Here is a 20,848-nt window from a genome sequence, read left to right as displayed (position 1 = left end):
CGACCATGACGAACATCAGAGCTGTCGTGTACGGCGTCGGAGCGATGAACTCCGTGATCACCCGCTATCTGCTCGACAAGGACGTCGAGATCGTAGGCGCCATCTCGCGCAGTCCGGACAAGGTGGGCAAGGACCTCGGCGAGGTCACCGGACTCGACCGTCGACTCGGAGTGTCGATCAGCGACGACCCGCACGAGGTGTTCACGCGGACGAGTCCCGACATCGCGGTCGTCGCGATCACCAGCTATCTCGTGGACGCCGCGGAGCACTTCCGTATCGCACTGTCGCACGGGGTCAACGTGATCACGCTGTCCGAGGAAGCGCTCTATCCCTGGAACACCGCGCCCGAACTGACCGCGGAACTCGATGCACTCGCCAAGGAGCATGGCGTGACCATCACGGGCGGGGGTTTCCAGGACAGCTTCTGGGTGAACGCGGTCGCCCAGCTGATGGGCACGGCACACCGCATCGACTCGGTCACCGGGACGAGTTCGTGGAACGTCGACGAGTACGGCCCGGAACTGGCCGAGCTGCAGCAGGTCGGCGCGACGATCGAGGAGTTCGACGCCTGGTGCCGAGAAGCCGTGCGTCCGCCCACATTCGGCCGGATCGCTCTCGATGCGCTGGTCGCCGGAGCGGGGCTGACGCCCAAGCAGATCCTGACGCGCACCGAACCCGAACTGGCACACGAGACTCTGCACTGTGCTGCCCTGGGGATCGACGTCCCGCCGGGAAAGTGCATCGGCTTCACCGACATCGACGAGATCCGCACGGAAGAGGGCCCGGTCTTCGTCTTCCGGATGTCCGGCCGGCTGTACGGCCCCGACGACAGCGATGTCAACGAATGGACGATCCACGGCGAACCCGATCTGGTGATGTCCAACGGCACCCCGCCGACGATGGCCACCACCTGCACCCAATTGGTGAACCGTATCCCCGACGTGCTCGACGCCGACCCGGGATTCGTGACCGTCGTCGATCTGCCCAGGCTGCGCTACCGGCACGGTCGGCTGCACGACCACCTGAGCAGGTGGTCATCGGATCGTTACATCGTGCGCGAAGAACTCTAACAATAGAGTATTTGGATGGACATCATGAGTGAAGTGGACGTGGCACCGCGCGTGGCGGTGGTCGGCGCGGGACCGTCGGGTTGTTTCACCGCACAGCAACTCCGCAAGCAGTGGCCGGAGGTGGAGGTCACCGCCTTCGACCGGCTACCCACCCCGTTCGGGCTCCTTCGCTACGGCGTGGCTCCCGACCATCAGGGCACGAAGAACGTGATCCGGCAACTCTCGCGGGTATTCGACGATCGGACTCGCTTCGTCGGCAACATCGAGCTCGGCCGGAACCTGTCGATCGAGGACCTGCGAGCCGCGTTCGACGTCGTGGTCCTCGCGACGGGCCTCAGCGGAGACCGCCGTCTCGGCATCCCGGGCGATGACCTGCCCGGCATCGTGGGGTCCGGGCGCTTCACCCGATGCGTCAACGACCATCCCGCCGCCGGCGACCTGCCGACGGTGGGCCGGAGGGTGGTCCTGGTGGGCGGCGGCAACGTCGCCATGGACATCATCCGGCTGCTGTCGAAGCAGCCCGACGAATTCACCGGTTCCGATCTGCACCCGGACACCCTCGGGAGACTGAGATCGGAGGGCCCACGGCGGATCGACGTGGTGGTGCGCTCCACGCCCACCGACGCCAAGTTCGACCCGGTGATGATGCGTGAACTGGCGCACCTGGCGTCGACGGAGTTCCGCCTCGCCGATGCGGGGGTGCTCGCCACGGCAGAGTCCTCCGACCCGCGGAGTGCGGCCCTGGCCCACGTCGTCGAACGCGAGAGCCCGGCGGCACCGGCCACGACGGTGGTGTTCCACTTCGGATCGACCCCGGTCGAGGTGATCGGCACCGACCGCGCGGAGGCCGTCAAGGTGCGCACCGGCGTGCACACCACGACTCTCGCGTGCGACACCGTCATCACCGCAATCGGTTTCGAGTCGGCCGTAAACGACGACCTCGACCTGACGCTGTACCGCGACGCCGATCCGGGAGAGGATTTTCTTGCTCCGGGCCTGTACCGCACCGGGTGGCTGCACAGTTCCACCGGAGCGCTTCCCGAGATGCGGGCCCGTGCCCGGGCGTTGGCGGCCCGAATCCGCCGCGATCATGCCGGTCACCATCCGGCCCGTCCGGGTCTGGTGGCAATCCCTTACGAAGTGATCGACCGGACAGTCGATTTCGACGGCTGGATGCGGATCGACGAGGCGGAGGTCGCCTCGGCCTCGCCCGGCCGCATCCGGCAGAAGGTCCGCGAGGTCGACGCGATGCTGGCGTTGGCCCGCACCGTGCCGGCCGAATCGGTCTGCTGAGACGGCAGGCCTGCAGTGAACCCGAGAATCACCCGAACACCCGAGATGGAGTGTGGAGAATCATGACCGACGTAACTGTCCTGTTCGGAACCGAGACCGGCAACGCCGAGATGGTCGCCGACGACATCGCTTCTGCCCTGGGGGAATTCGATATCGAGGCCACCGTGGTGGGGATGGAGGACTTCGACGTCGCAGATCTGGCCGCCTCCGGCACGGTCGTGCTCGTCACCTCCACCTACGGAGAGGGTGAACTGCCGGCGACGACCCAGCCCTTCTTCGATGCGATGAAGGCGGCCGAGCCTGACCTCACGGGTCTGCGGTTCGGGGCCTTCGGCCTCGGCGACAGCACCTACGACACCTACAACAACGCGATCGACATCCTCGTCGGTGCGGTGACAGACGCAGGAGCGACACAGGTCGGCGCAACGGGCCGGCACGATGCCGCGTCCTTCCAGCCGGCGGACGGACCCGTGGCCGAGTGGGCCAAACAGTTCGCCGAAGCCCTCTCTGATCGAACTCGACGAGGAGGACATGAGATGACCGCTGCGTCCATCGATCGCGAGCTCGTGCCGTGGTCGGATCCCGAATTCAGGAACAACCCCTATCCCTGGTATAGGCGACTGCAACAGGACCATCCGGTGCACAAGCTGGAGGACGGCACCTACCTGGTGTCCCGGTACGCCGACGTGAGTCATTTCGCGAAACTGCCCATCATGAGCGTCGAACCCGGATGGGCCGACGCCGGGCCCTGGGCGGTCGCGAGCGACACCGCGCTGGGTTCGGATCCCCCGCATCACACCGTGTTGCGCCGGCAGACCAACAAGTGGTTCACGCCGAAACTGGTGGACGGCTGGGTCAGGACCACCCGTGAGCTGGTCGGCGACCTGCTCGACGGTGTCGAGGCCGGTCAGGTGATCGAGGCCAGGCGCGACCTCGCCGTCGTCCCCACCCACGTCACGATGGCACGCGTCCTACAACTACCCGAAGACGATGCCGACGCCGTGATGGAGGCGATGTTCGAGGCGATGCTGATGCAAAGCGCGGAGCCCGCGGACGGCGATGTCGACCGGGCTGCAGTCGCTTTCGGCTATCTGAGTGCGCGCGTCGCCGAGATGCTCGAGGACAAGCGGGTGAACCCGGGCGACGGCCTGGCCGATTCGTTGCTCGACGCCGCCCGCGCCGGGGAGATCACCGAGAGCGAGGCTATCGCCACGATTCTGGTGTTCTATGCCGTGGGGCACATGGCCATCGGGTACCTGATCGCCTCGGGTATCGAACTGTTCGCTCGTCGGCCCGAGGTTTTCACCGCATTCCGCAACGACGAGTCAGCACGTGCGGCGATCATCAACGAGATGGTCCGGATGGACCCGCCACAACTGTCTTTCCTGCGGTTTCCTACCGAGGACGTGGAGATCGGCGGTGTGCTCATCGAGGCCGGATCGCCCATCCGCTTCATGATCGGTGCGGCCAATCGCGACCCCGAGGTCTTCGATGACCCGGATGTCTTCGACCACACCCGCCCGCCTGCGGCCAGCCGCAACCTGTCGTTCGGTCTGGGGCCGCATTCCTGTGCGGGACAGATCATCTCGCGTGCCGAGGCAACGACTGTCTTCGCCGTGCTGGCCGAACGGTACGAGCGGATCGAGTTGGCCGAGGAACCCACCGTGGCGCACAACGATTTCGCCCGGCGCTACCGAAAACTGCCGATCGTCCTGTCCTGAAAACCGATCCGATCTCACCTGCCCGCGACCCGCGGGCAGCTCGATCCACCCGAGAGGAATCATCATGTCCGACACGCTCGCGTCCGCTGCCGCGGTCCTTCAGAAGTTCTCCCTGGACACCTTCGACGGCCTGGAGTGGGAGGTGATGGGTGTCGCGGAAGGCGGCCGAGGGGCTGCTCGCCCAGGTGCGCGACGCGGTCGACAGGGGTGCGACCCTGCACGTCGGTGGAGAGCTCGCCGAGCACGGATGGTTCACCCCGGCAGTCCTGACCGGGGTCACCCCGGACATGCGCGCTTACCGTGAGGAGCTGTTCGGCCCGGTCGCCGTCGTCTATTCGGTGTCCGACGACGACGAGGCGGTCGCTCTCGCGAACGACGTCCCGTTCGGGCTCGGGGGTGCTGTCTTCTCGAGCGACGAGCAGCGGGCGATCGCGGTCGCGTCGCGACTCGAGGTGGGTATGGCCAATGTGAACACCTCGGCCGGCGAAGGCGCCGACGTGCCGTTCGGCGGAACCAAGCGTTCCGGCTTCGGGCGGGAACTCGGACCGCTCGGCATCGGCGAATTCGTCAACCGGCGCGTCTTCTACGTGCAGCGGTGACCTTCCCGCGGGCCCGCGCGTCGACGCAGCGGGGTCTGCGCCCGCTCGCCGCACGACGGTGACCGGTCGGCGCGCGGCCCGCGGAACAGGTGTCGTGTCGATCGTCACATGACTAACCTCTAACCGGGACACGGCACATCCGATGATGTGCCGCCCGAGGACGACGGCGTCAGGGCGAAGGGCGGATCAGCGATGGGACGATACGACGAGGCGTTCACACGGGCGACCGAGGACCGTGAGGGTTTCTGGCTCGACGCGGCGTCCGCGATCGACTGGACGGTCACTCCGACGCGGGCGCTCGACGACTCCGCCGCCCCGTTCTACCGGTGGTTTCCCGACGGCGAACTCAACACCTGCCACAACGCCCTGGACCGTCATGTCGCCGCGGGCCAGGGCGAGCGGACGGCCCTGATCTGGGACTCGGCGATGGTCGGCGAGGTCCGCCGCTACACCTATGCCGAGCTCCTGGACGAGGTGTCGCGGTTCGCCGGGGCACTCGCCGCCCACGGCGTGGGCGCGGGTGACCGCGTCGTGATCTACATGCCGATGATCCCCGAGGCCGCCATCGCGATGCTGGCCTGCGCGCGGATCGGGGCCGTGCACTCGGTGGTGTTCGGCGGCTTCGCCGCACCGGAACTGGCCGCCCGCATCGACGACGCGGAGCCGGTCGCCGTCGTCACCGCCTCCGGTGGGCTCGAACCGGGCCGTGCCGTGGAGTACCTGCCGATGGTCGCCAAGGCCGTCGAACTGTCGTCGGCCTCCCCGGCGACGATCATCGTCAAGGATCGCCCCGAGATCGCGGGCAGCGCCGCCGATCACGACGGCTGGCTGGACTGGGACGAGGTGACGCAGGTTGCCGAGCCCGCGGAGCCGGTGCCGGTGGCGGCGACCGATCCGCTCTACATCCTCTACACCTCCGGAACCACGGGTAAACCCAAGGGGGTGGTCCGCGACAACGGCGGTCACGCGGTGGCCCTGACGTGGTCGATGACGAACATCTACGACATCGCCGCGGGTGACGTCTGGTGGACCGCATCCGACGTGGGCTGGGTCGTCGGGCACTCCTACATCGTGTACGCCCCGCTGCTCGTCGGGGCGACGACGGTGATGTACGAGGGCAAGCCCGTGGGGACCCCCGACGCCGGCGCCTTCTGGCGGGTCGTCGCCGATCATCGGGTGAAGGCGCTGTTCACCGCGCCGACCGCGATCCGCGCGATCCGCAAGGCCGACCCGGAGGCCGCCGAGTTGGCCGCCCACGACGTGTCGTCGTTGCAGACCCTGTTCGCGGCCGGTGAGCGCCTCGACCCGGACACGTTCACCTGGGCATCGAGGATTCTCGGGGTGCCGGTCGTCGACCACTGGTGGCAGACCGAGACCGGATGGGCGATCGCCGCGAATCTGCGTGGGCTGGAACCGATGCCGATCAAGGCCGGATCGCCCACGGTGCCGGTCCCGGGTTTCCGGGTCGGGGTCGTCGACGCCGAGGGCAAGATCGTGGGCGCCGGCGAGGAGGGCAACATCGTCATCCGACTGCCACTGCCACCGGGCACCCTGGCCGGACTGTGGCGCGACGAGGAGCGTTACCGCAAGTCCTACCTCGCAGCGTTCGACGGTTACTACCTCACCGGGGACTCCGGATACGTCGACGCCGACGGTTACGTCTTCGTGCTCGGGCGTTCCGACGACGTGATCAACGTTGCCGGACACCGGCTCTCGACCGGCAGTATCGAGGCCGTCGTGGCGTCGCATCCGGCGGTCGCCGAATGTGCGGTCATCGGCATCCACGACGATCTCAAGGGGCAGCGACCGAGTGGGTATGTGGTGCTGAAGTCCGGTGTCGAGATCGAGGCCGACACCCTGCGCAGCGAGCTCGTGGCCAAGGTGCGCAACGAGATCGGTGCGGTCGCGACCTTCCGCGACGTGACCGTGGTGCCGGCACTGCCCAAGACCCGATCGGGCAAGATCCTGCGGAAGACGATGCGGCAGATCGCCGACCACGAGGAGTACACGGTCCCGTCGACCATCGAGGACCCCGACGTGCTGACCGCACTGGCCGAACAGCTCAAGGGCTGACGGGCGCACAACATGAGCGACCGCGCCCTCCGCATCGCGATAGCCGTCGTACCCTTCGTCGGGTTGGTCGGCACGATCATCACGACGGTGATCGACGCGCTGTCCCCAGGCGGCGATCTCGGCCGGGATCTGCTCGAGAACTCGGTGCTGTGGATGATCGGCGTGCAGGGCTGGATGACCGGTTGCGGTCACATGTTCTTCGGCGAGCCGATCGCCGAATCGATCGGGTGGCAGCCGAGGACGCCGTGGCAGTGGGAGGTCGGGCTGGCCAGCCTGGCGACCGGCGTCCTGGGTGTGATCGCGTCGGGGTTCGACGACGACTTCACACTGGCCACGATCATCGCCTTCGCGGTGTTCTACCTGGGGGCCGCCGTCGGGCACGTCCGGGAGATGGTGACCAGACGGAACTTCAAGGCGGGCAACGCCGGTCCGATCTTCGTCTTCGACGTGCTGGTACCGGTGTACCTGTTCGTCTTGTATGCCGTCGTGACGTAGCGGAGACTTGGCGGGTGCACGCAGACCAGCACGGCGAGCTGCCCGTCGACCCCGATGAGCGTCCGCCGCATCTTCGCGCCCGGGCGCTCGTCTGGGTGTTCGCCGGCGGGCTGTGCGGCACCGGCCTGCGGTACTTGGCCGAGCAGACCTTCCCGGCGGTCGACGGGCAATGGCCGTGGGCGACCTTCGGCGTCAACATCGCGGGCGCGTTCATCCTCGGCGCGCTGCTGGAAGTCCTTGCGCGACTGGGCCCCGACGACGGGTGGCGTCAGCGGGTGCGACTGTTCGGCGGTACCGGCATCTGCGGTGCGTTGACGACGTACAGCGCATTCGCCCTCGAGATCACAGATCTCGCACGGGCTTCGGCGGTGGTGACCGCGTTTGCCTATGCGGTGGTCAGCGTCGTGCTCGGGGTGTTGGGGGTCGGGGAGCAGATTGACGAAATCCGGCGCTAAGGGGCAATCGCCGAGCGACCTTGCGCTGTAGGTGATTTCATGTCGTCGTGACTGATGAGGGCGGCTATGGCCGGTTCGGTGCGTTGTCTCGGCAGGAGCTGGAGCGTTACTGCTACTTGGATGACGAGGACCGGCGGCTGATCGCTGCGCGGCGGCGCGACTACAACCGTCTGGGGTTCGCGGTGCAGGTGGTGACGGTGCGTCACCTGGGAATGTTCCTGGCTGATCCGCTGGATGTCCCGCCCGCGTTGATCGAGTATCTGGCCGAGCAGTTGGAGATCTCCGATCCGTCGATGGTGAAGCGGTACACCGATCGGGAGAAGACCAAGCTCGAACACGCCTGGGAAATCCAGCAGGTGTACGGACTCAAGCCGTTCGGCGAGATGGAGTCGGAGCTCACGTCGTGGATCGTCGACCAGGCGTGGATGACCGGCGACGGACCGAAGGCGATCTTCGGCGACGCAGTGACATGGCTGCGGAAGCGTCAGGCGCTGCTGCCGGGGATCACCACGTTGGAGCGGCTGATCGGCGACGGCCGCAACGCGGCGGACGCCCGGTTGTGGCGCCAGCTCGGCGAGCAGCTGACCTCGGAGTCCGCGTCTGCCTTGTTGCGGCTGCTGGAGGTTCCTGCGGAGGGCGGGCAGAAGGTCAGCGAGCTGGAGCGGCTGCGCAAGGGCGTGTTCAAGGCGTCGTCGAAGGGGATGCTCGCGGCGCTGCGCAGGGTTGTCGACCTGCAAGCGGTCGGGGTGGACAGCATCGACGTGAGGGCGATCCCGCCGCGTCGGTTGACGGGGTTGGCGACCTACGGGTTGGCGAGCAAGGCCGCCGCGCTGCGGCGGCTGCCCACGCGTGAGCAGCGCTTGGCGGTGCTGGCCGCGACGGTCGTTGTGTTGAGCGCGCGGGCGGTCGACGACGTGTTGGAGACCTTCGACATGTTGATGACGACGAAGCTTCTGTCCAAGGCCGAGCGGGAGTCTCGCGAGGAGAAGCTGCGTCGCTATCCGAGGGTGTCACGCAACGCAGGCAAGCTCGCGGCAGCGGTGAAGGTGCTGCTGGAGATGGTCGAGGTCAACCAGGACGTCGGGCTGGGCGTGGTGTTGGACATGATCGAGAAGACCGTCACCCGGGCCGAGTTGCGGCACGCGGTCCAGGCGGTCGACGAGCTGGTGCCCGCCGACGACGCGGAGCTGGATGGGCAGCGGTTGATCGAGTTGGCCGGCAAGTTCGCCACGGTCCGCCCGTTCCTGTCGATGCTGATGGACACGATCGAGTTCGGCGCGACCAGTGACGGCGCCGCCGTCCTGGCGGCAATGAAGACCCTCGCCGAGCTGCTGACATCCAGGTCGTCGGGCAAGATCCCGGCAAACCTGCTGGACGCCCGCAAGGTCGACCACGACTTGATCGTCGGCGCGTGGAAGCGCTTGATCTACACGCCGGGCCGACCGGAGGGCACCGTCGACCGGAACTCCTACACGATCTGCGTGTTGGAACAGTTCCACCGACACCTCAAGCACCGCAGCATCTTCGCGGTGCGTTCGTCGCGGTGGCGCGACCCGCGGGCGCACCTGCTGGCAGGCGAAGCCTGGGAGGCTGCGCGTGACGCCGGCATGAACGCGCTGGGCCTGCCCGCCGCGCCGACGCAGCTGCTGACCGATCACGCGACGGCGTTGGAGACCGCTTATCGGGAGTTGGCCGCACGGCTGGGCGAGGACACCCCAGCCAGCATCGACGCCGACGGCAAACTGCACGTCGCCGCGCTGGACGCCAAGGCCGAGCCCGCGTCGCTGGTCGACCTGCGCCGCCGGGTGGAGGCGATGATCCCGCGTGTGGACCTGCCGGAACTGGTCACGGAGGTGATGAGCTGGCATCCCGGTTTCACCGAGGCGTTCACCCACACCTCGGGCAACGAGGCCCGCGTCGCCGACCTCGGCTTGTCGGTGGCGGCCGTGCTCTGTTCCTATGCGATGAACGTCGGGTTCAAACCGGTGACAACGCCTGGTGTCGACGCCCTGACCAGGGATCGGCTGCTGCACGTCGACCAGTGCTACGTGCGGGCCGAGACCATCGAGGCGGCCAACGCCGTGCTGGTCGACGCCCAGGCCGACATCCCCCTGGCCCAAGCGTGGGGCGGCGGGCTGGTCGCCTCGGTGGACGGGATGCGGTTCGTGGTGCCCGTGCGCACCCATAACGCCCGCCCGAACCCGAAGTACTTCGGCCGGAAACTGGGCATCACCTGGTTGAACATGCTCAACGACCAGTCCGCCGGGCTGGCAGGCAAGGTGCTGCGCGGAACACCTCGCGATTCGCTGCACACCATCGACGTGATCGTGTCCCAGCACGGCGGGCGGATTCCGGAGGTCATCATCACCGACACCGGGTCGTATTCCGACATCGTGTTCGGACTGCTGCATCTGATCGGCCGCCAGTACCGGCCGCAGCTGGCGAACCTGCCCGATCAGCGGTTGTGGCGCATCGACGCCCGAGCCGACTACGGGCCGCTGGACAAGGCGGCGCGCGGGGTGATCGACACCGCCAAGATCGCCGCGCACTGGGAGGACATGTGCCGGATCGCGGTGTCGATCCACTCCGGTGAGGTGTCGGCGCACGAGGTCACCAGGATGATCTCCCGCGACGGGCAGCCGACCGCGTTGGGCCAGGCCATCGCCCATTTCGGGCGGATCTTCAAGACCCTGCACATCCTGCGCCTGGCCGACGACGAACCTTACCGGCGCGAGGGCAAGGCCCAGTCCAATCTCGTCGAGGGTCGTCACGACCTGGCGCGCACGATCTATCACGGCCGCAAGGGCGAGATGACCCGCGCCTACTACGAGGGCATGGAAGACCAGCTCTCGGCGCTGGGATTGGTGCTCAATTGCGTCGTCGTGTGGAACACCGTCTACGAGAACCGCGCCCTCGCCGCGCTGCGAGCCGGCGGATACCCGGTGCTCGACACCGATGTCGAGCGATTGTCGGCGTTCGTGCGCGCCCACATCGGCATCGACGGGCACTACAGCTTCCACCTGCCCGACCCCAGCGGAGTTCACCGACCGCTGCGCGACCCGGACGCCGACGACGACGAGTAGCGCGAGTCGAAGGGTGGCGGATGACCGCTCAGGACCTGACGACGCATGTCGGCGGAAGTCTCTCCTGAGCCGCGAAACAGGCCACGGCCTGCACCTCTACCTCCGACCTGACCCAACAAACTACCGCTAGATTACGGTCACGGAGAGCGTCAGTTTGTCGCTGTGCGGCACGCCCGTCCGGTCGAGGAAGTCACACATGTCATCGATCATCGGCTGCATGAGCAGCTGCCCCAGCTGACGAACCATCAGCCCGATGACCTGTGAGGACTCGGATCGCCGTGTCGAGGTCTTGCCCGAATAGCGGAGTTTGGAGATCTCTCTGCGACTCAGGTCGGTCAGCCGCTCGAGTAACTCGCTCTTTCCCTGCGGATCGAGCACAGCGCGCCGGATGTAGTTCACCACCGTCGGATGCGTCGCGAGCATGTGCCGCACCGCCTCGTCTCGAGCGGCGGCGACCTGCGCTGGGGCGCCCTCGTCCGGCACAGAGGCGATCGCCAGAGCGTAATAGTCGACGACCAGTTGCTCGACGGCGACGCGTAGCCCGTCCTTGGTCTTGAAGTGGTGCTGCACCAATCCCACGGCGACCCCGGCGGCGGCGGCGACGGCGCGCATCGAGACGCGATCCTCGCCGCGCTCGGCGTAGAGGTCGAGCGCGGCGTTGCGAATGCGGGCCTTCGCGGTGAGGTCCTCGTCACTGGCGCGGGGGTCGGTCACAGAAATTGCCTCCTATCAGAGAAAAAAGCATACACCCTTGACATTAGACAGTACATGCGCATTAATGGCTATACATCAGTATAGTCAAAAAGGGGTTGATGATGTCGCAGTCGAGTTCGCTGCAGGGCGTGCAGGTGGTGTCGCTCGCGATCAATCTGCCGGGCCCGCTCGCCGCCGCGCGGCTACGGGCGCTGGGCGCCACCGTCACCAAGATCGAACCGCCGGCCGGCGACCCGCTGCGGGCCGTGGCGCCGACGTGGTACGACGAGCTCACTGTGGGCCAGCGGGTCGTGACCCTCGACCTCAAGGACCCCGCTGATCGGGCGGTGGCGGCGCGCGAGCTGTCGCGTGCCGACCTGATGCTCACCGCCATGCGCCCCTCGGCGCTGGTCAAGCTCGGCCTGGACGAGTTGACCGCGGCGAATCCGCACCTGTCGCATATCGAGATCGTCGGGCACGACGGGATCGCGGCGGAGCAGCCCGGCCATGACCTGACGTACCAGGCCCTGCACGGCACTCTCCAGCCGCCGACGATGCCGACCGTCCCGGTGGCCGACCTGCTCGGCGCCGAGCGCGCCGTGTCCGCGGCCCTGCTCGCCCTGCGCGTGGCCGCGGAGTCCGGCGTGGGACACCGCGAGCGGGTCGTCCTCGAACAGGCGGCCGCCGACGCCGGCGCCGCAGTTCGGCACGGTCTGATGGGAGCGGGCGCGCCGCTCGGCGGGGCGCATCCCGGTTACCGGATCTACTCCAGCTCCGACGGCCACGTCGCGCTGGCCGCGCTCGAGCCGCACTTCTGGGAGCGCGCCCGCGCCGGTCTCGGTGTCGAGGGCACCCAGGAGGAGCTCGAGCAGACGTTTCTTTCCAAGCCGACGCGCGAATGGGAGGAGGTCGCGAAGCGCCTCGACATTCCCCTGATCGGAATCCGCGATTCGGCACCCCGTAATTCAGCACAAGGAGCTTTGTCATGAGTGTTCGCGAGGCCGTTATCGTCGGCGCGGTCCGGACCCCGGTCGGCCGTCGCGGAGGGATCCTCAGCGCATGGCATCCGGTGGACCTGCTCGGGCAGACGCTGCGGGAGCTTGTGGCCCGCGCCGGCGTCGACCCCGCCGCGATCGAGGACGTCATCACCGGCTGCGTCATCCAGCACGATGTCCAGTCGGGCAATCTCGGCCGCCACGCGGTGCTCGCCGCCGGGCTGCCCGAGTCGGTCCCCGCGGTGACGATCGACCGCCAGTGCGGTTCAGGGCAGCAGGCGGTCAGCTTCGCCGCCCAGGCGGTGATGGCGGGTTCCCACGACCTGGTGATCGCCTGCGGCGTCGAGTCGATGTCACGGGTGCCGATGCCTCCGGCGTTCCTGCCCGGCGCGCCGCTCGGCCCGCAGTACAGCCCGCGCGAACTCGACCGCTACGACGGTGGGCTGATGGCGCAGGGCCCGTCGTCGGAGCTGATGAACGAGAGGTTCGACCTGAGCCGAGCGGCGTTGGACGCGTTCAGCGCTCGCAGCCACGAGCGGGCGCACGCCGCGACGCGGGCCGGGAAGTTCCGCGACCAGATGGTGCCGATCACCGCCGACCCCGACGACCCGACCGGTCCGGTCATCGACTCGGACGAGGGCATCCGCGAGCACATCGACCCCGCCAAGATGGCGAGCCTGAAAGCCGTGTTCGGCGCCGACGGGCGGACCACGGCGGCCAACTCCTCGCAGATCAGCGACGGCGCGGCCGCGCTGCTGATCGCCGACCGCGAGTACGCCGAGCGCAACGGCCTCATCCCACGCGCCCGGTTCCGCGCGCTGTCGGTCGCCGCCGCCGACCCGATCATCCAGTTCACCGCGATCCTCGACGCCGCCCACAAGGCGCTCGGCCGAAGCGGGTTGGCCGTCGAGGAGATCGACCTGTTCGAGGTCAACGAGGCCTTCGCCGGTGTGCCGCTGATCTTCCAACGGGAATTCGGCGTCCCGGACGACAAGCTGAACGTCAACGGCGGCTCCGTCGCCCTCGGCCACCCGCTGGGCTCGACCGGAGCCCGGATGCTCACCGACCTGCTCTGCGAACTCGAACGCTCCGGCAAGAGGTTCGGCTTGCAGACCGTCTGCGAGGCCACCGGCACCGCGAACGCCACCATCATCGAACGCATCTGAGGACGTCATGAGCCACGAGATCGTGAGGGGCCTGCCCTCCACCCACGGCGACCACTATCAACTCAACACCACCACCATCATCCGGCACGCCGCGCGCACCTATCCCGAGCAGGAGATCGTGTACCGCACCGCGGACGGCGGCTGGGACCGGTACACCTACGCCGATGCCTACGCGCGAATCCAACGAAGTGCCAATGCACTTCGCTCGATCGGCGTCGGGCCGGGCGATGTGGTCGGGATCCTCGACTGGAACAGCAAGCGGCACTACGAGCTGTACTGGGCGATTCCCGGCCTCGCTGCCGTGATGTTGCAGATGAACCTGCGTTTGGCGCCAGAGGATCTCGCTTACGTCACCGGACACAGTGATGCATCGGTGGTCCTCATCGACGAGTCGCTGCTTCCGGTTGCCGAGGCGCTGGCACCGCATACGCCGAACGTGAAGACGTGGGTGGTGATGACCGATAAGCCGCTGGCCGACATCACCACCACGCTCCCGCACGCGGTGCACTGGGAGGACCTGCTCGCGGACGCCGGCCCGGAGATCGACTGGCCGGTCATCGACGAAACCTCCTCCTACAGCGCGTGTTACACCACCGGCACCACCGGCAGGCCCAAGGGCATCTACTACTCGCATCGCGGCATCTACCTGCACACCCTCGCCGAGGTCGCCGGACTCGGGATGAGCAGCGACGATGCCGTCATGCTCATCACGCCGATGTTCCACGGCCAGGGCTGGGGCCTACCCCAGGCGGCCGCCTACAGTGCCGCAAAAATCGTGCTGCCCGGTCGCTACATCGCCGAGGACACATCCGTCCTCGTGGACGCGATGATCGCGGAGCAAGTCACCGTCGCAAACGGTGCGCCGGCGATCTTCCAGCCCATGATGAACTACATCAAGACGCTTGCGGTCGCACCGGACTTCTCCCGCGCGCGGCTGCTGTCCGGTGCCACCGAGCCGCCGCTGTCGCTGATGCGCGACTTCCACGACATCACTGGAGCCGACGTCATCCACGCCTACGGCGCCACCGAGACCACCCCTCTGGTCGCGGTGAACCGGGGACTGAAGCCCTCGCTGCGCGGTGTGATCTCGGACGAGGAGAAGTGGGATCTCAAGCGTAAGCAGGGTTTGCCGGTCAACGGCATCGACATCCGGATCGTCGACGCGGAAGGCAACGATCTCCCGCACGACGGCACGAGTCAGGGTGAAGTGCTGCTGCGCGGACCGTGGATCATCGAGCGCTATCACAAGCTCGACGACGACGCCGACAAGTTCCTCGACGGGTATTGGCGTAGCGGCGATGTCGGGACCATCGACCCGAATGGTTACTTGAAGATCACCGACCGGATCAAGGACGTGGTCAAGTCGGGTGGCGAATGGATTTCCTCCATCGACATGGAGAACGCACTCGTTGCCCATCCGAAGATCGCCGAGGCGGCCGTCATCGGCGTCCCGCACCCGAAGTGGCAGGAGCGTCCAGTAGCACTCGTCGTGACGACCGACGGGCAGGAACTTCCACTGTCGGAGATCCACGAATTGCTCGCCGATGCATTCGCCAAATGGCAATTGCCCGAGACCGTCCTGTATCTGGACCAGCTGCCCCGCACCAGCGTCGGCAAGCTCGACAAGAAGGCCATGCGCGCCGCGCACACCAACGTCTACGAGGACGTCCGATGAACCCCGACAACGCCCCGCTACGCACGGCCCGCGACAGCCACCTCCTGATCCTGGAGATCAACCGGCCCAAGGCTCGCAACAGTCTGAACGAGGCGGTGCTCACCGCCTTGAACACCGAGCTCGTCGCGGCTCGGCACGACGACGAGATCCGTGCCATCGTGCTCACCGGCGCCGGCGGGATCTTCTGCGCCGGAGCCGACATCACCAATTTCGACGCCATTCGCGACCAGTCGCTGCTCGGCGATCGAGCCGCGCTGGGCGGCACCATCTGGGCCGACCTGGGCCGATTCCCGAAGCCGGTCCTCGCTGCGGTCGAGGGCCTCGCACTCGGCGGCGGCTGCGAGTTGGCGCTTGCCTGCGACATCGTCATCGCCGGCGAATCCGCCAAGTTCGGTGTCCCGGAGGTGAAGCTCGGCGTGATCCCGGGCGGCGGCGGAACCCAGCGCCTGATTCAGGCCGTCGGCAAGTCCAAGGCGATGGCCCTACTGCTCACCGGCGACTTCCTGTCCGCACAGCGGGCGTGCGCGGCCGGCATCGTCGCCGAGACCGTCCCGGACGGCACCGCCCTCGAAGCGGCGGTCGCCATGGCGCAGCGGATCGCCGCCAACTCACCGCTCGCGGTGGCGCTGGCCAAGGATGCCGCCCTCCAGGCCCTGGAAACCTCTCTGGCGCAAGGACTCGAGCACGAGAAGCGCAACTTTCACGTTGCCATCCATTCCGCCGACAGCCGCGAGGGCCAGGCCGCGTTCCTCGCCAAGCGCGCCCCCGAATTCACCGGAAAGTAGGACCGATCATGAGCGAGCTGTTCCCCGATTACCGCTCCCCGTGGGAGACCGACGATCAGGCGCTGCTGCGTAAGCACGCCGCCGAGTTCTTCCGCAAGGAAGCCACCCCGAACCAGGACCGTTGGGCCGCGCAGCACCAGGTCGACCGCGAGTTCTGGACCAAGGCCGGCGCCGCGGGACTGCTGTGCCTCGACATCGCCGAAGAATACGGCGGCGGGGGCGGCAACTTCGGCCACGAGGCGATCGTGCAGCAGGAGATCGCCTACGCCCACGACACCGCGTTCGGCTTCGCCGTGCACTCGACGATCGTCGCGCACTACATCGCCGCCTATGCCACCGAGGACCAGAAGAAGCGCTGGCTATCGAAATGTGCGAGCGGTGAGAGCGTCCTCGCCATTGCGATGACCGAACCCGGCACCGGCTCGGACCTGCAGGCCGTACGGACCACCGCGGTTCGCGACGGCGGCCACTACGTGATCAACGGCTCGAAGACGTTCATCTCGAACGCGTCGCACTGCGACCTGCTCGTCATCGTCGCCAAAACGGACCCGAGCCAAGGTTCCAAGGGTATCTCGCTGCTCGTCGCGGAGACGGAGAATCTTCCGGGGTTCGAGCGTGGGCGGGTGCTGGACAAGATCGGCCAGCACGGCCAGGACACCCGCGAGTTGTCGTTCACCGACATGCGGGTGCCGGCAGCGAATCTGCTCGGCGGCGTCGAGGGGCAGGGCTTCTACCAGCTGATGGGTCAGCTGCAGCGTGAGCGGCTGATCCTCGGTGTCGGCGGTGTCGCGGTGGCCGAGGCCGCGGTGGCGGAGAGCATCAGGTACGCCAAGGAACGTCACGCCTTCGGCAAGCCGATCCTGAACTTCCAGAACACGAAGTTCGTACTCGCCGAGTGCAAGACCGACGTGCTGGCCGGCAAGACCCTGATGGACCACTGCATCCAGCGTCACCTCGACGGCACCCTCGACGCGGCGACCGCGTCGATGGCCAAGCTGTGGGGCAGCGACAAGCAGTGCGAGATCGTCGACCGCTGCCTGCAGGTCTTCGGTGGCTACGGCTACATGATGGAGTACCCGATCGCGCAGATGTACGCCGCTTCCCGCGTGCAGAAGATCTACGGCGGCACCAACGAGATCATGAAGGAACTCATCGGCCGCGCCTTATGAGGTTGACCTTCGCGCAGTGACACCACTGCGTCAGTCACACCTCACTTTGTCAAAAACCCGATGTTCTCAACCTATTTCGTCAGGAGTATTCATGCATATCACCGGAACCAACGCACTCGTCACCGGCGGAGCCTCGGGCCTCGGACTGGCCACCGTCACCGCCCTCGCCAAGTCGGGCGCCCGGGTAATCGCCGTCGACCTGCCCACCGCGAACACGGATGCGCTGGCTGCTCTCGGCGACACCGTGGAATTCGCTCCGGCGGATGTCACCGACGAGGCCGCGGTCACCGAGGCGGTCGAGCGCGCCAACGCGGAGTCCTCACTGCGAATCACCGTGAACTGCGCCGGCATCGGCAACGCCGTCAAGACCGTCGGTAAGAACGGACCGTTCCCGCTGGCCGAATTCGAGAAGATCGTCAAGGTCAACCTGACCGGAACCTTCAACGTCATCCGCCTCGCCGCGCACGCGATGTCGCAGAACGAGCCCGTCGACGGCGAGCGCGGCGTGATCGTCAACACCGCCTCGGTCGCGGCCTTCGACGGGCAGATCGGACAGGCCGCGTACTCGGCATCGAAGGGCGGGATCGTCGGCGCCACCCTGCCGATCGCCCGCGACCTGGCGTCGCTGCTGATCCGGGTGAACACCATCGCGCCCGGCCTGTTCAAGACCCCGCTGCTGGGCACGCTGCCCGAGGCGGCTCAGATTTCGCTGGGACAGCAGGTGCCGCACCCGAACCGGCTCGGCGACCCCGCCGAGTACGCGCAGCTGGTCGAGGCGATCGTGACCAACCCGATGCTCAACGGCGAAACCATCCGCCTCGACGGCGCGATCCGCATGGCGCCGCGGTGAAACCCGTCGGCGTGCAGGTGGGATCGCACCATGAGCACACACGCCTTGTATACGCCGAGGACCTGGGCATCGGCCAGCGTTTCGACTTGGGCTCACACACGGTGACCGAGGCCGAACTCGTCGACTTCGCCACCCACTGGGATCCCCAGTGGTTTCACATCGACCGGGCGGCGGCGCAGGACGGCCAGTTCGGTGGCCTGATCGCCAGTGGAATCCACACGTTGGCGATCCTGCAACGGCTGACATTCGACGCAGTGGGGCACAGCTGGGCGGCCATTGCCGGGCGCGGCATCCGAGATCTGCGGTTCCGCCGTCCCGTGCGTCCAGGAGACGTGCTGACCGGCACCGTCGTCATCGACGACATCCAGTTCGACGACCGGGCACGCGCCCTCGTCACCACCGAGAGCACCGTGGTCGACAGCGAAGGCCGCGTCGTGCTGACCGTCCTGCTCGACGCCTACCTGCACTCGCGCACACGTCAACCATCGACCACCTGAGACGACGATTCGGAGACATCAATGCCAGAGGCATACATCATCGACGCGGCACGCACCCCGGTAGGCCGCCGCCGCGGCGCACTGGCCGCCGCACACCCGGTCGACCTCGCGGCCCATGTGATCGGCGCACTCGTCGAACGCAACGGTGTCGACCCCGCGTCGGTCGACGACGTGATCCTCGGCTGCCTGGACAACATCGGTCCGCAGGCGGGCGATATCGCCCGCACCGCGGCCCTCGCTGCGGGCCTGCCCGAGACAGTGCCCGGCGTGACCATCGACCGCCAGTGCGGATCCTCGCAACAGGCTGTACATTTCGCCGCGCAGGCCGTGATGAGCGGCACCGCCGACCTCATCGTCGCGGGCGGGGTGCAGAACATGAGCCAGATCCCACTGATGTCGTCGGTCACCGCGGGCGAGGCGTTCGGCGTGCGCGACCCCTACTCGGGCTCGACGAGGTGGCGGGCCCGCTACGGGGACGAGACGATCTCGCAGTTCCGCGGCGCCGAGATGATCGCCGAAAAGTGGGGAATCGACCGGGAGGCGATGGAGCAGTACGCCCTGGAAAGCCACCGCCGGGCGCTGCAGGCGATCGCCGGCGGACGCTTCGCCGCCGAGATCCTCCCCTACCAGCAGATGACGACCGACGAAGGACCGCGCGCCGACACCACACCGGAGAAGATGGCCGCCCTGCCGAGCCTCACGCCGGGGGGGGCGCTTGAGCGCCGCGGTCGCCAGCCAGATCTCCGACGGCGCCTCGGGCATGCTCATCGCCTCCGCCGAGGCGGTACGCCGCCACGACCTGGCTCCGCGGGCCCGGATCCATCACCTGACCGTGCTCGGCGCCGATCCGGTCATGATGCTCGCCGCACCGATCCCCGCCACCGAACGGGCACTCGAGCGGACCGGCATGCGCATCGACGACTTCGACGTGTTCGAGGTCAACGAGGCGTTCGCCCCGGTCGTGATGGCGTGGTTGCAGGAGACCGGCGCCGACCCGGAGCGGGTGAACCCCAACGGCGGCGCCATCGCTCTCGGCCACCCGATCGGCGCCACCGGCACCCGGCTGATGACCACCATGCTGCACGAACTCGAACGCTCCGGCGGACGCTACGGGTTGCAGACCATGTGCGAGGGCGGCGGACAAGCCAACGTCACCATCATCGAGCGGCTCGGCTGATCCGATGACCCCGACCGCTATCCGGACCGTCCGCACCGGCCGCCTGCTTCACATCACGATCGACCGGCCCGGCCGCATGAACGCCCTCGGCGTCGACGACCTGGTCGCACTCGACACCGCGATCAGCGGGGCGGAAGCGACCGGTGCCCGCGCGATCGTGCTCACCGGCGCGGGAAGAGCCTTCTGCACGGGAGCGGATCTGACCGCGGTGACGGGCGAGGAACCCGAGGTGGTGATGGACGCCGCGAACCGGGTGATCCGCGGCATCGTCTCCGCGCCGGTCCCCGTCATCGCCGCCGTCAACGGCCCCGCGGTCGGGTACGGAGTGGCGCTCGCCTGCGCCGCAGACCTCACCTACGCCGCCGAAAGCGCGTATTTCCTGTTGTCGTTCACCAGCATCGGGCTGATGCCCGACGGCGGCGCGACCGCGCTCGTCGCCGCGGCGATCGGCCGGGCGCGGGCTACAGAATTAGCGCTGCTCGGGCAGCGGCTTTCCGCCACCGACGCCGCCCAGACCGGCTTGGTGGCCCGGATCCTGCCGGATGACCAGCTCGCGGCCCATGTCGAGGCCGTCGCCGGCACGCTGGGAGCCGGGCCGCGGCGCGCCCTCGAACTGACCAGACGGGCGCTCGCCGCGTCCACCCTGGGCCACCTCGACCACGCCCTCGAGCGTGAACGAGCCGGACAGATCGAACTCATCGGCACACCGGATTTCGCCGAGGGCGCCGACGCCGTCCTCACCAAACGTCCCCCCACATTTGCTTAGCAGACCACCCGCCGATCATAGGAGAATCATGGCAACCCTTGGTGGACAACTGACATTGAACGCACGCCGCCACCCGGACCGGCCCGCGCTGATCTTCGAGGGCGTCGAGCGCAGCTACGGGCAGCTCGACCGGGAAATCAACCAGTACGCCAACGCGCTGCTGTCCCTCGGCGTGCAGAAGGGCGACCGCGTGGCGGTGCTGTCGCCGAACTCCGACCGCTTCCTCCTCGCGCTGTACGGCGCGTTCAAGGTCGGCGCGATCGTCTCCCCGTTCAACCCGCGGTCC

17 protein-coding genes and 2 pseudogenes are annotated in these 20,848 nt (G+C 67.6%); 18 read left to right on the top strand and 1 reads right to left on the bottom strand.

Translation table 11 applies throughout. The features are described 5' to 3' along the window. Nucleotides 1-5 precede the first annotated feature (5 nt). The 8 genes and pseudogenes from MLGJGCBP_RS54050 (at nt 6) to MLGJGCBP_RS54015 (ending at nt 10,789) form a co-directional block, all read left to right on the top strand. The gene (locus MLGJGCBP_RS54050) at nt 6-1,070 is read left to right on the top strand and encodes an NAD(P)H-dependent amine dehydrogenase family protein (RefSeq protein ID WP_100055159.1); all 1,065 of its coding nucleotides are present in this window, start codon (nt 6-8) and stop codon (nt 1,068-1,070) included. A 24-nt stretch (nt 1,071-1,094) separates the two neighbouring features. Then, entirely contained in the window at nt 1,095-2,363 is a 1,269-nt protein-coding gene (locus MLGJGCBP_RS54045; RefSeq protein ID WP_160093630.1) for an FAD-dependent oxidoreductase, read from the top strand. Nucleotides 2,364-2,425: 62 nt separating this feature from the next. Continuing rightward, a complete protein-coding gene (locus MLGJGCBP_RS54040) occupies nt 2,426-4,084 on the top strand; it encodes a cytochrome P450 (RefSeq protein ID WP_100055161.1) in 1,659 nt (552 codons plus the stop codon). A gap of 152 nt (nt 4,085-4,236) precedes the next feature. Further along, nucleotides 4,237-4,683 (top strand): annotated as a pseudogene (locus MLGJGCBP_RS54035) (aldehyde dehydrogenase family protein); the annotation flags it as partial. A gap of 192 nt (nt 4,684-4,875) precedes the next feature. Then, on the top strand, nt 4,876-6,756 hold the full coding sequence (locus tag MLGJGCBP_RS54030) for a propionyl-CoA synthetase (protein WP_100055163.1): 1,881 nt from the start codon (nt 4,876-4,878) through the stop codon (nt 6,754-6,756). A gap of 12 nt (nt 6,757-6,768) precedes the next feature. Then, nucleotides 6,769-7,251, top strand: a complete 483-nt coding sequence (locus MLGJGCBP_RS54025; protein WP_100055164.1) for a DUF6790 family protein — start codon at nt 6,769-6,771, stop codon at nt 7,249-7,251. A gap of 14 nt (nt 7,252-7,265) precedes the next feature. Further along, nucleotides 7,266-7,706, top strand: a complete 441-nt coding sequence (locus MLGJGCBP_RS54020; RefSeq protein ID WP_160093629.1) for a fluoride efflux transporter FluC — start codon at nt 7,266-7,268, stop codon at nt 7,704-7,706. A 47-nt stretch (nt 7,707-7,753) separates the two neighbouring features. Next, the gene (locus MLGJGCBP_RS54015) at nt 7,754-10,789 is read left to right on the top strand and encodes a Tn3 family transposase (protein ID WP_011331220.1); all 3,036 of its coding nucleotides are present in this window, start codon (nt 7,754-7,756) and stop codon (nt 10,787-10,789) included. A gap of 126 nt (nt 10,790-10,915) precedes the next feature. Here MLGJGCBP_RS54015 and MLGJGCBP_RS54010 read toward each other — a convergent pair whose 3' ends face one another. After that, nucleotides 10,916-11,503, bottom strand: coding sequence for a TetR/AcrR family transcriptional regulator (locus tag MLGJGCBP_RS54010; protein ID WP_011331219.1), 588 nt, complete (start codon nt 11,501-11,503; stop codon nt 10,916-10,918). A 101-nt stretch (nt 11,504-11,604) separates the two neighbouring features. Between MLGJGCBP_RS54010 and MLGJGCBP_RS54005 the strand changes: the two genes are divergently transcribed. The 10 genes and pseudogenes from MLGJGCBP_RS54005 to MLGJGCBP_RS53960 all read left to right on the top strand — a co-directional run. Further along, a complete protein-coding gene (locus MLGJGCBP_RS54005) occupies nt 11,605-12,471 on the top strand; it encodes a CoA transferase (RefSeq protein ID WP_011331218.1) in 867 nt (288 codons plus the stop codon). Next, nucleotides 12,468-13,643: a thiolase family protein gene (locus MLGJGCBP_RS54000; protein WP_011331217.1), complete on the top strand. Its 1,176-nt coding sequence runs from the start codon at nt 12,468-12,470 to the stop codon at nt 13,641-13,643. Before MLGJGCBP_RS54005 ends, MLGJGCBP_RS54000 begins: the two co-directional genes overlap by 4 nt. A gap of 7 nt (nt 13,644-13,650) precedes the next feature. Next, nucleotides 13,651-15,318, top strand: coding sequence for a long-chain-fatty-acid--CoA ligase (locus MLGJGCBP_RS53995; RefSeq protein WP_011331216.1), 1,668 nt, complete (start codon nt 13,651-13,653; stop codon nt 15,316-15,318). Next, a complete protein-coding gene (locus MLGJGCBP_RS53990; RefSeq protein WP_011331215.1) occupies nt 15,315-16,103 on the top strand; it encodes an enoyl-CoA hydratase/isomerase family protein in 789 nt (262 codons plus the stop codon). Before MLGJGCBP_RS53995 ends, MLGJGCBP_RS53990 begins: the two co-directional genes overlap by 4 nt. 8 nt (nt 16,104-16,111) lie before the next feature. Further along, nucleotides 16,112-17,272, top strand: a complete 1,161-nt coding sequence (locus tag MLGJGCBP_RS53985) for an acyl-CoA dehydrogenase family protein (protein ID WP_011331214.1) — start codon at nt 16,112-16,114, stop codon at nt 17,270-17,272. Between the two features lie 91 nt (nt 17,273-17,363). Next, nucleotides 17,364-18,122: a 3-hydroxyacyl-CoA dehydrogenase gene (locus tag MLGJGCBP_RS53980; RefSeq protein ID WP_011331213.1), complete on the top strand. Its 759-nt coding sequence runs from the start codon at nt 17,364-17,366 to the stop codon at nt 18,120-18,122. Beyond that, entirely contained in the window at nt 18,119-18,619 is a 501-nt protein-coding gene (locus MLGJGCBP_RS53975) for a MaoC family dehydratase (protein ID WP_011331212.1), read from the top strand. Before MLGJGCBP_RS53980 ends, MLGJGCBP_RS53975 begins: the two co-directional genes overlap by 4 nt. Nucleotides 18,620-18,640: 21 nt before the next feature. Beyond that, nucleotides 18,641-19,796 (top strand): annotated as a pseudogene (locus tag MLGJGCBP_RS53970) (acetyl-CoA C-acetyltransferase). A 4-nt stretch (nt 19,797-19,800) separates the two neighbouring features. After that, on the top strand, nt 19,801-20,562 hold the full coding sequence (locus tag MLGJGCBP_RS53965) for an enoyl-CoA hydratase (RefSeq protein WP_011331210.1): 762 nt from the start codon (nt 19,801-19,803) through the stop codon (nt 20,560-20,562). Nucleotides 20,563-20,590: 28 nt separating this feature from the next. Continuing rightward, nucleotides 20,591-20,848: AMP-binding protein (locus MLGJGCBP_RS53960; protein ID WP_160093628.1), on the top strand; the 258-nt coding region annotated here is incomplete at its 3' end.

It is taken from the genome of Rhodococcus sp. T7, assembly GCF_009872365.1.
Classification (GTDB): Bacteria; Actinomycetota; Actinomycetes; order Mycobacteriales; family Mycobacteriaceae; genus Rhodococcus_F.
Note: the sequence above shows the minus strand (reverse complement) of the source record. Positions and strands in the feature narration are given on the sequence as shown.

What these genes read in the sequence shown, in the direction of transcription:
- MLGJGCBP_RS54000 (WP_011331217.1), top strand. Translation starts at nt 12,468, where the DNA reads ATGAGTGTTCGCGAGGCCGTTATCGTCGGCGCGGTCCGGACCCCGGTC.
- MLGJGCBP_RS53980 (WP_011331213.1), top strand. Translation starts at nt 17,364, where the DNA reads ATGCATATCACCGGAACCAACGCACTCGTCACCGGCGGAGCCTCGGGC.
- MLGJGCBP_RS54025 (WP_100055164.1), top strand. Translation starts at nt 6,769, where the DNA reads ATGAGCGACCGCGCCCTCCGCATCGCGATAGCCGTCGTACCCTTCGTC.
- MLGJGCBP_RS53990 (WP_011331215.1), top strand. Translation starts at nt 15,315, where the DNA reads ATGAACCCCGACAACGCCCCGCTACGCACGGCCCGCGACAGCCACCTC.
- MLGJGCBP_RS54045 (WP_160093630.1), top strand. Translation starts at nt 1,095, where the DNA reads ATGAGTGAAGTGGACGTGGCACCGCGCGTGGCGGTGGTCGGCGCGGGA.
- MLGJGCBP_RS54040 (WP_100055161.1), top strand. Translation starts at nt 2,426, where the DNA reads ATGACCGACGTAACTGTCCTGTTCGGAACCGAGACCGGCAACGCCGAG.
- MLGJGCBP_RS54050 (WP_100055159.1), top strand. Translation starts at nt 6, where the DNA reads ATGACGAACATCAGAGCTGTCGTGTACGGCGTCGGAGCGATGAACTCC.
- MLGJGCBP_RS53965 (WP_011331210.1), top strand. Translation starts at nt 19,801, where the DNA reads ATGACCCCGACCGCTATCCGGACCGTCCGCACCGGCCGCCTGCTTCAC.
- MLGJGCBP_RS54030 (WP_100055163.1), top strand. Translation starts at nt 4,876, where the DNA reads ATGGGACGATACGACGAGGCGTTCACACGGGCGACCGAGGACCGTGAG.
- MLGJGCBP_RS54005 (WP_011331218.1), top strand. Translation starts at nt 11,605, where the DNA reads ATGTCGCAGTCGAGTTCGCTGCAGGGCGTGCAGGTGGTGTCGCTCGCG.
- MLGJGCBP_RS53985 (WP_011331214.1), top strand. Translation starts at nt 16,112, where the DNA reads ATGAGCGAGCTGTTCCCCGATTACCGCTCCCCGTGGGAGACCGACGAT.
- MLGJGCBP_RS53995 (WP_011331216.1), top strand. Translation starts at nt 13,651, where the DNA reads ATGAGCCACGAGATCGTGAGGGGCCTGCCCTCCACCCACGGCGACCAC.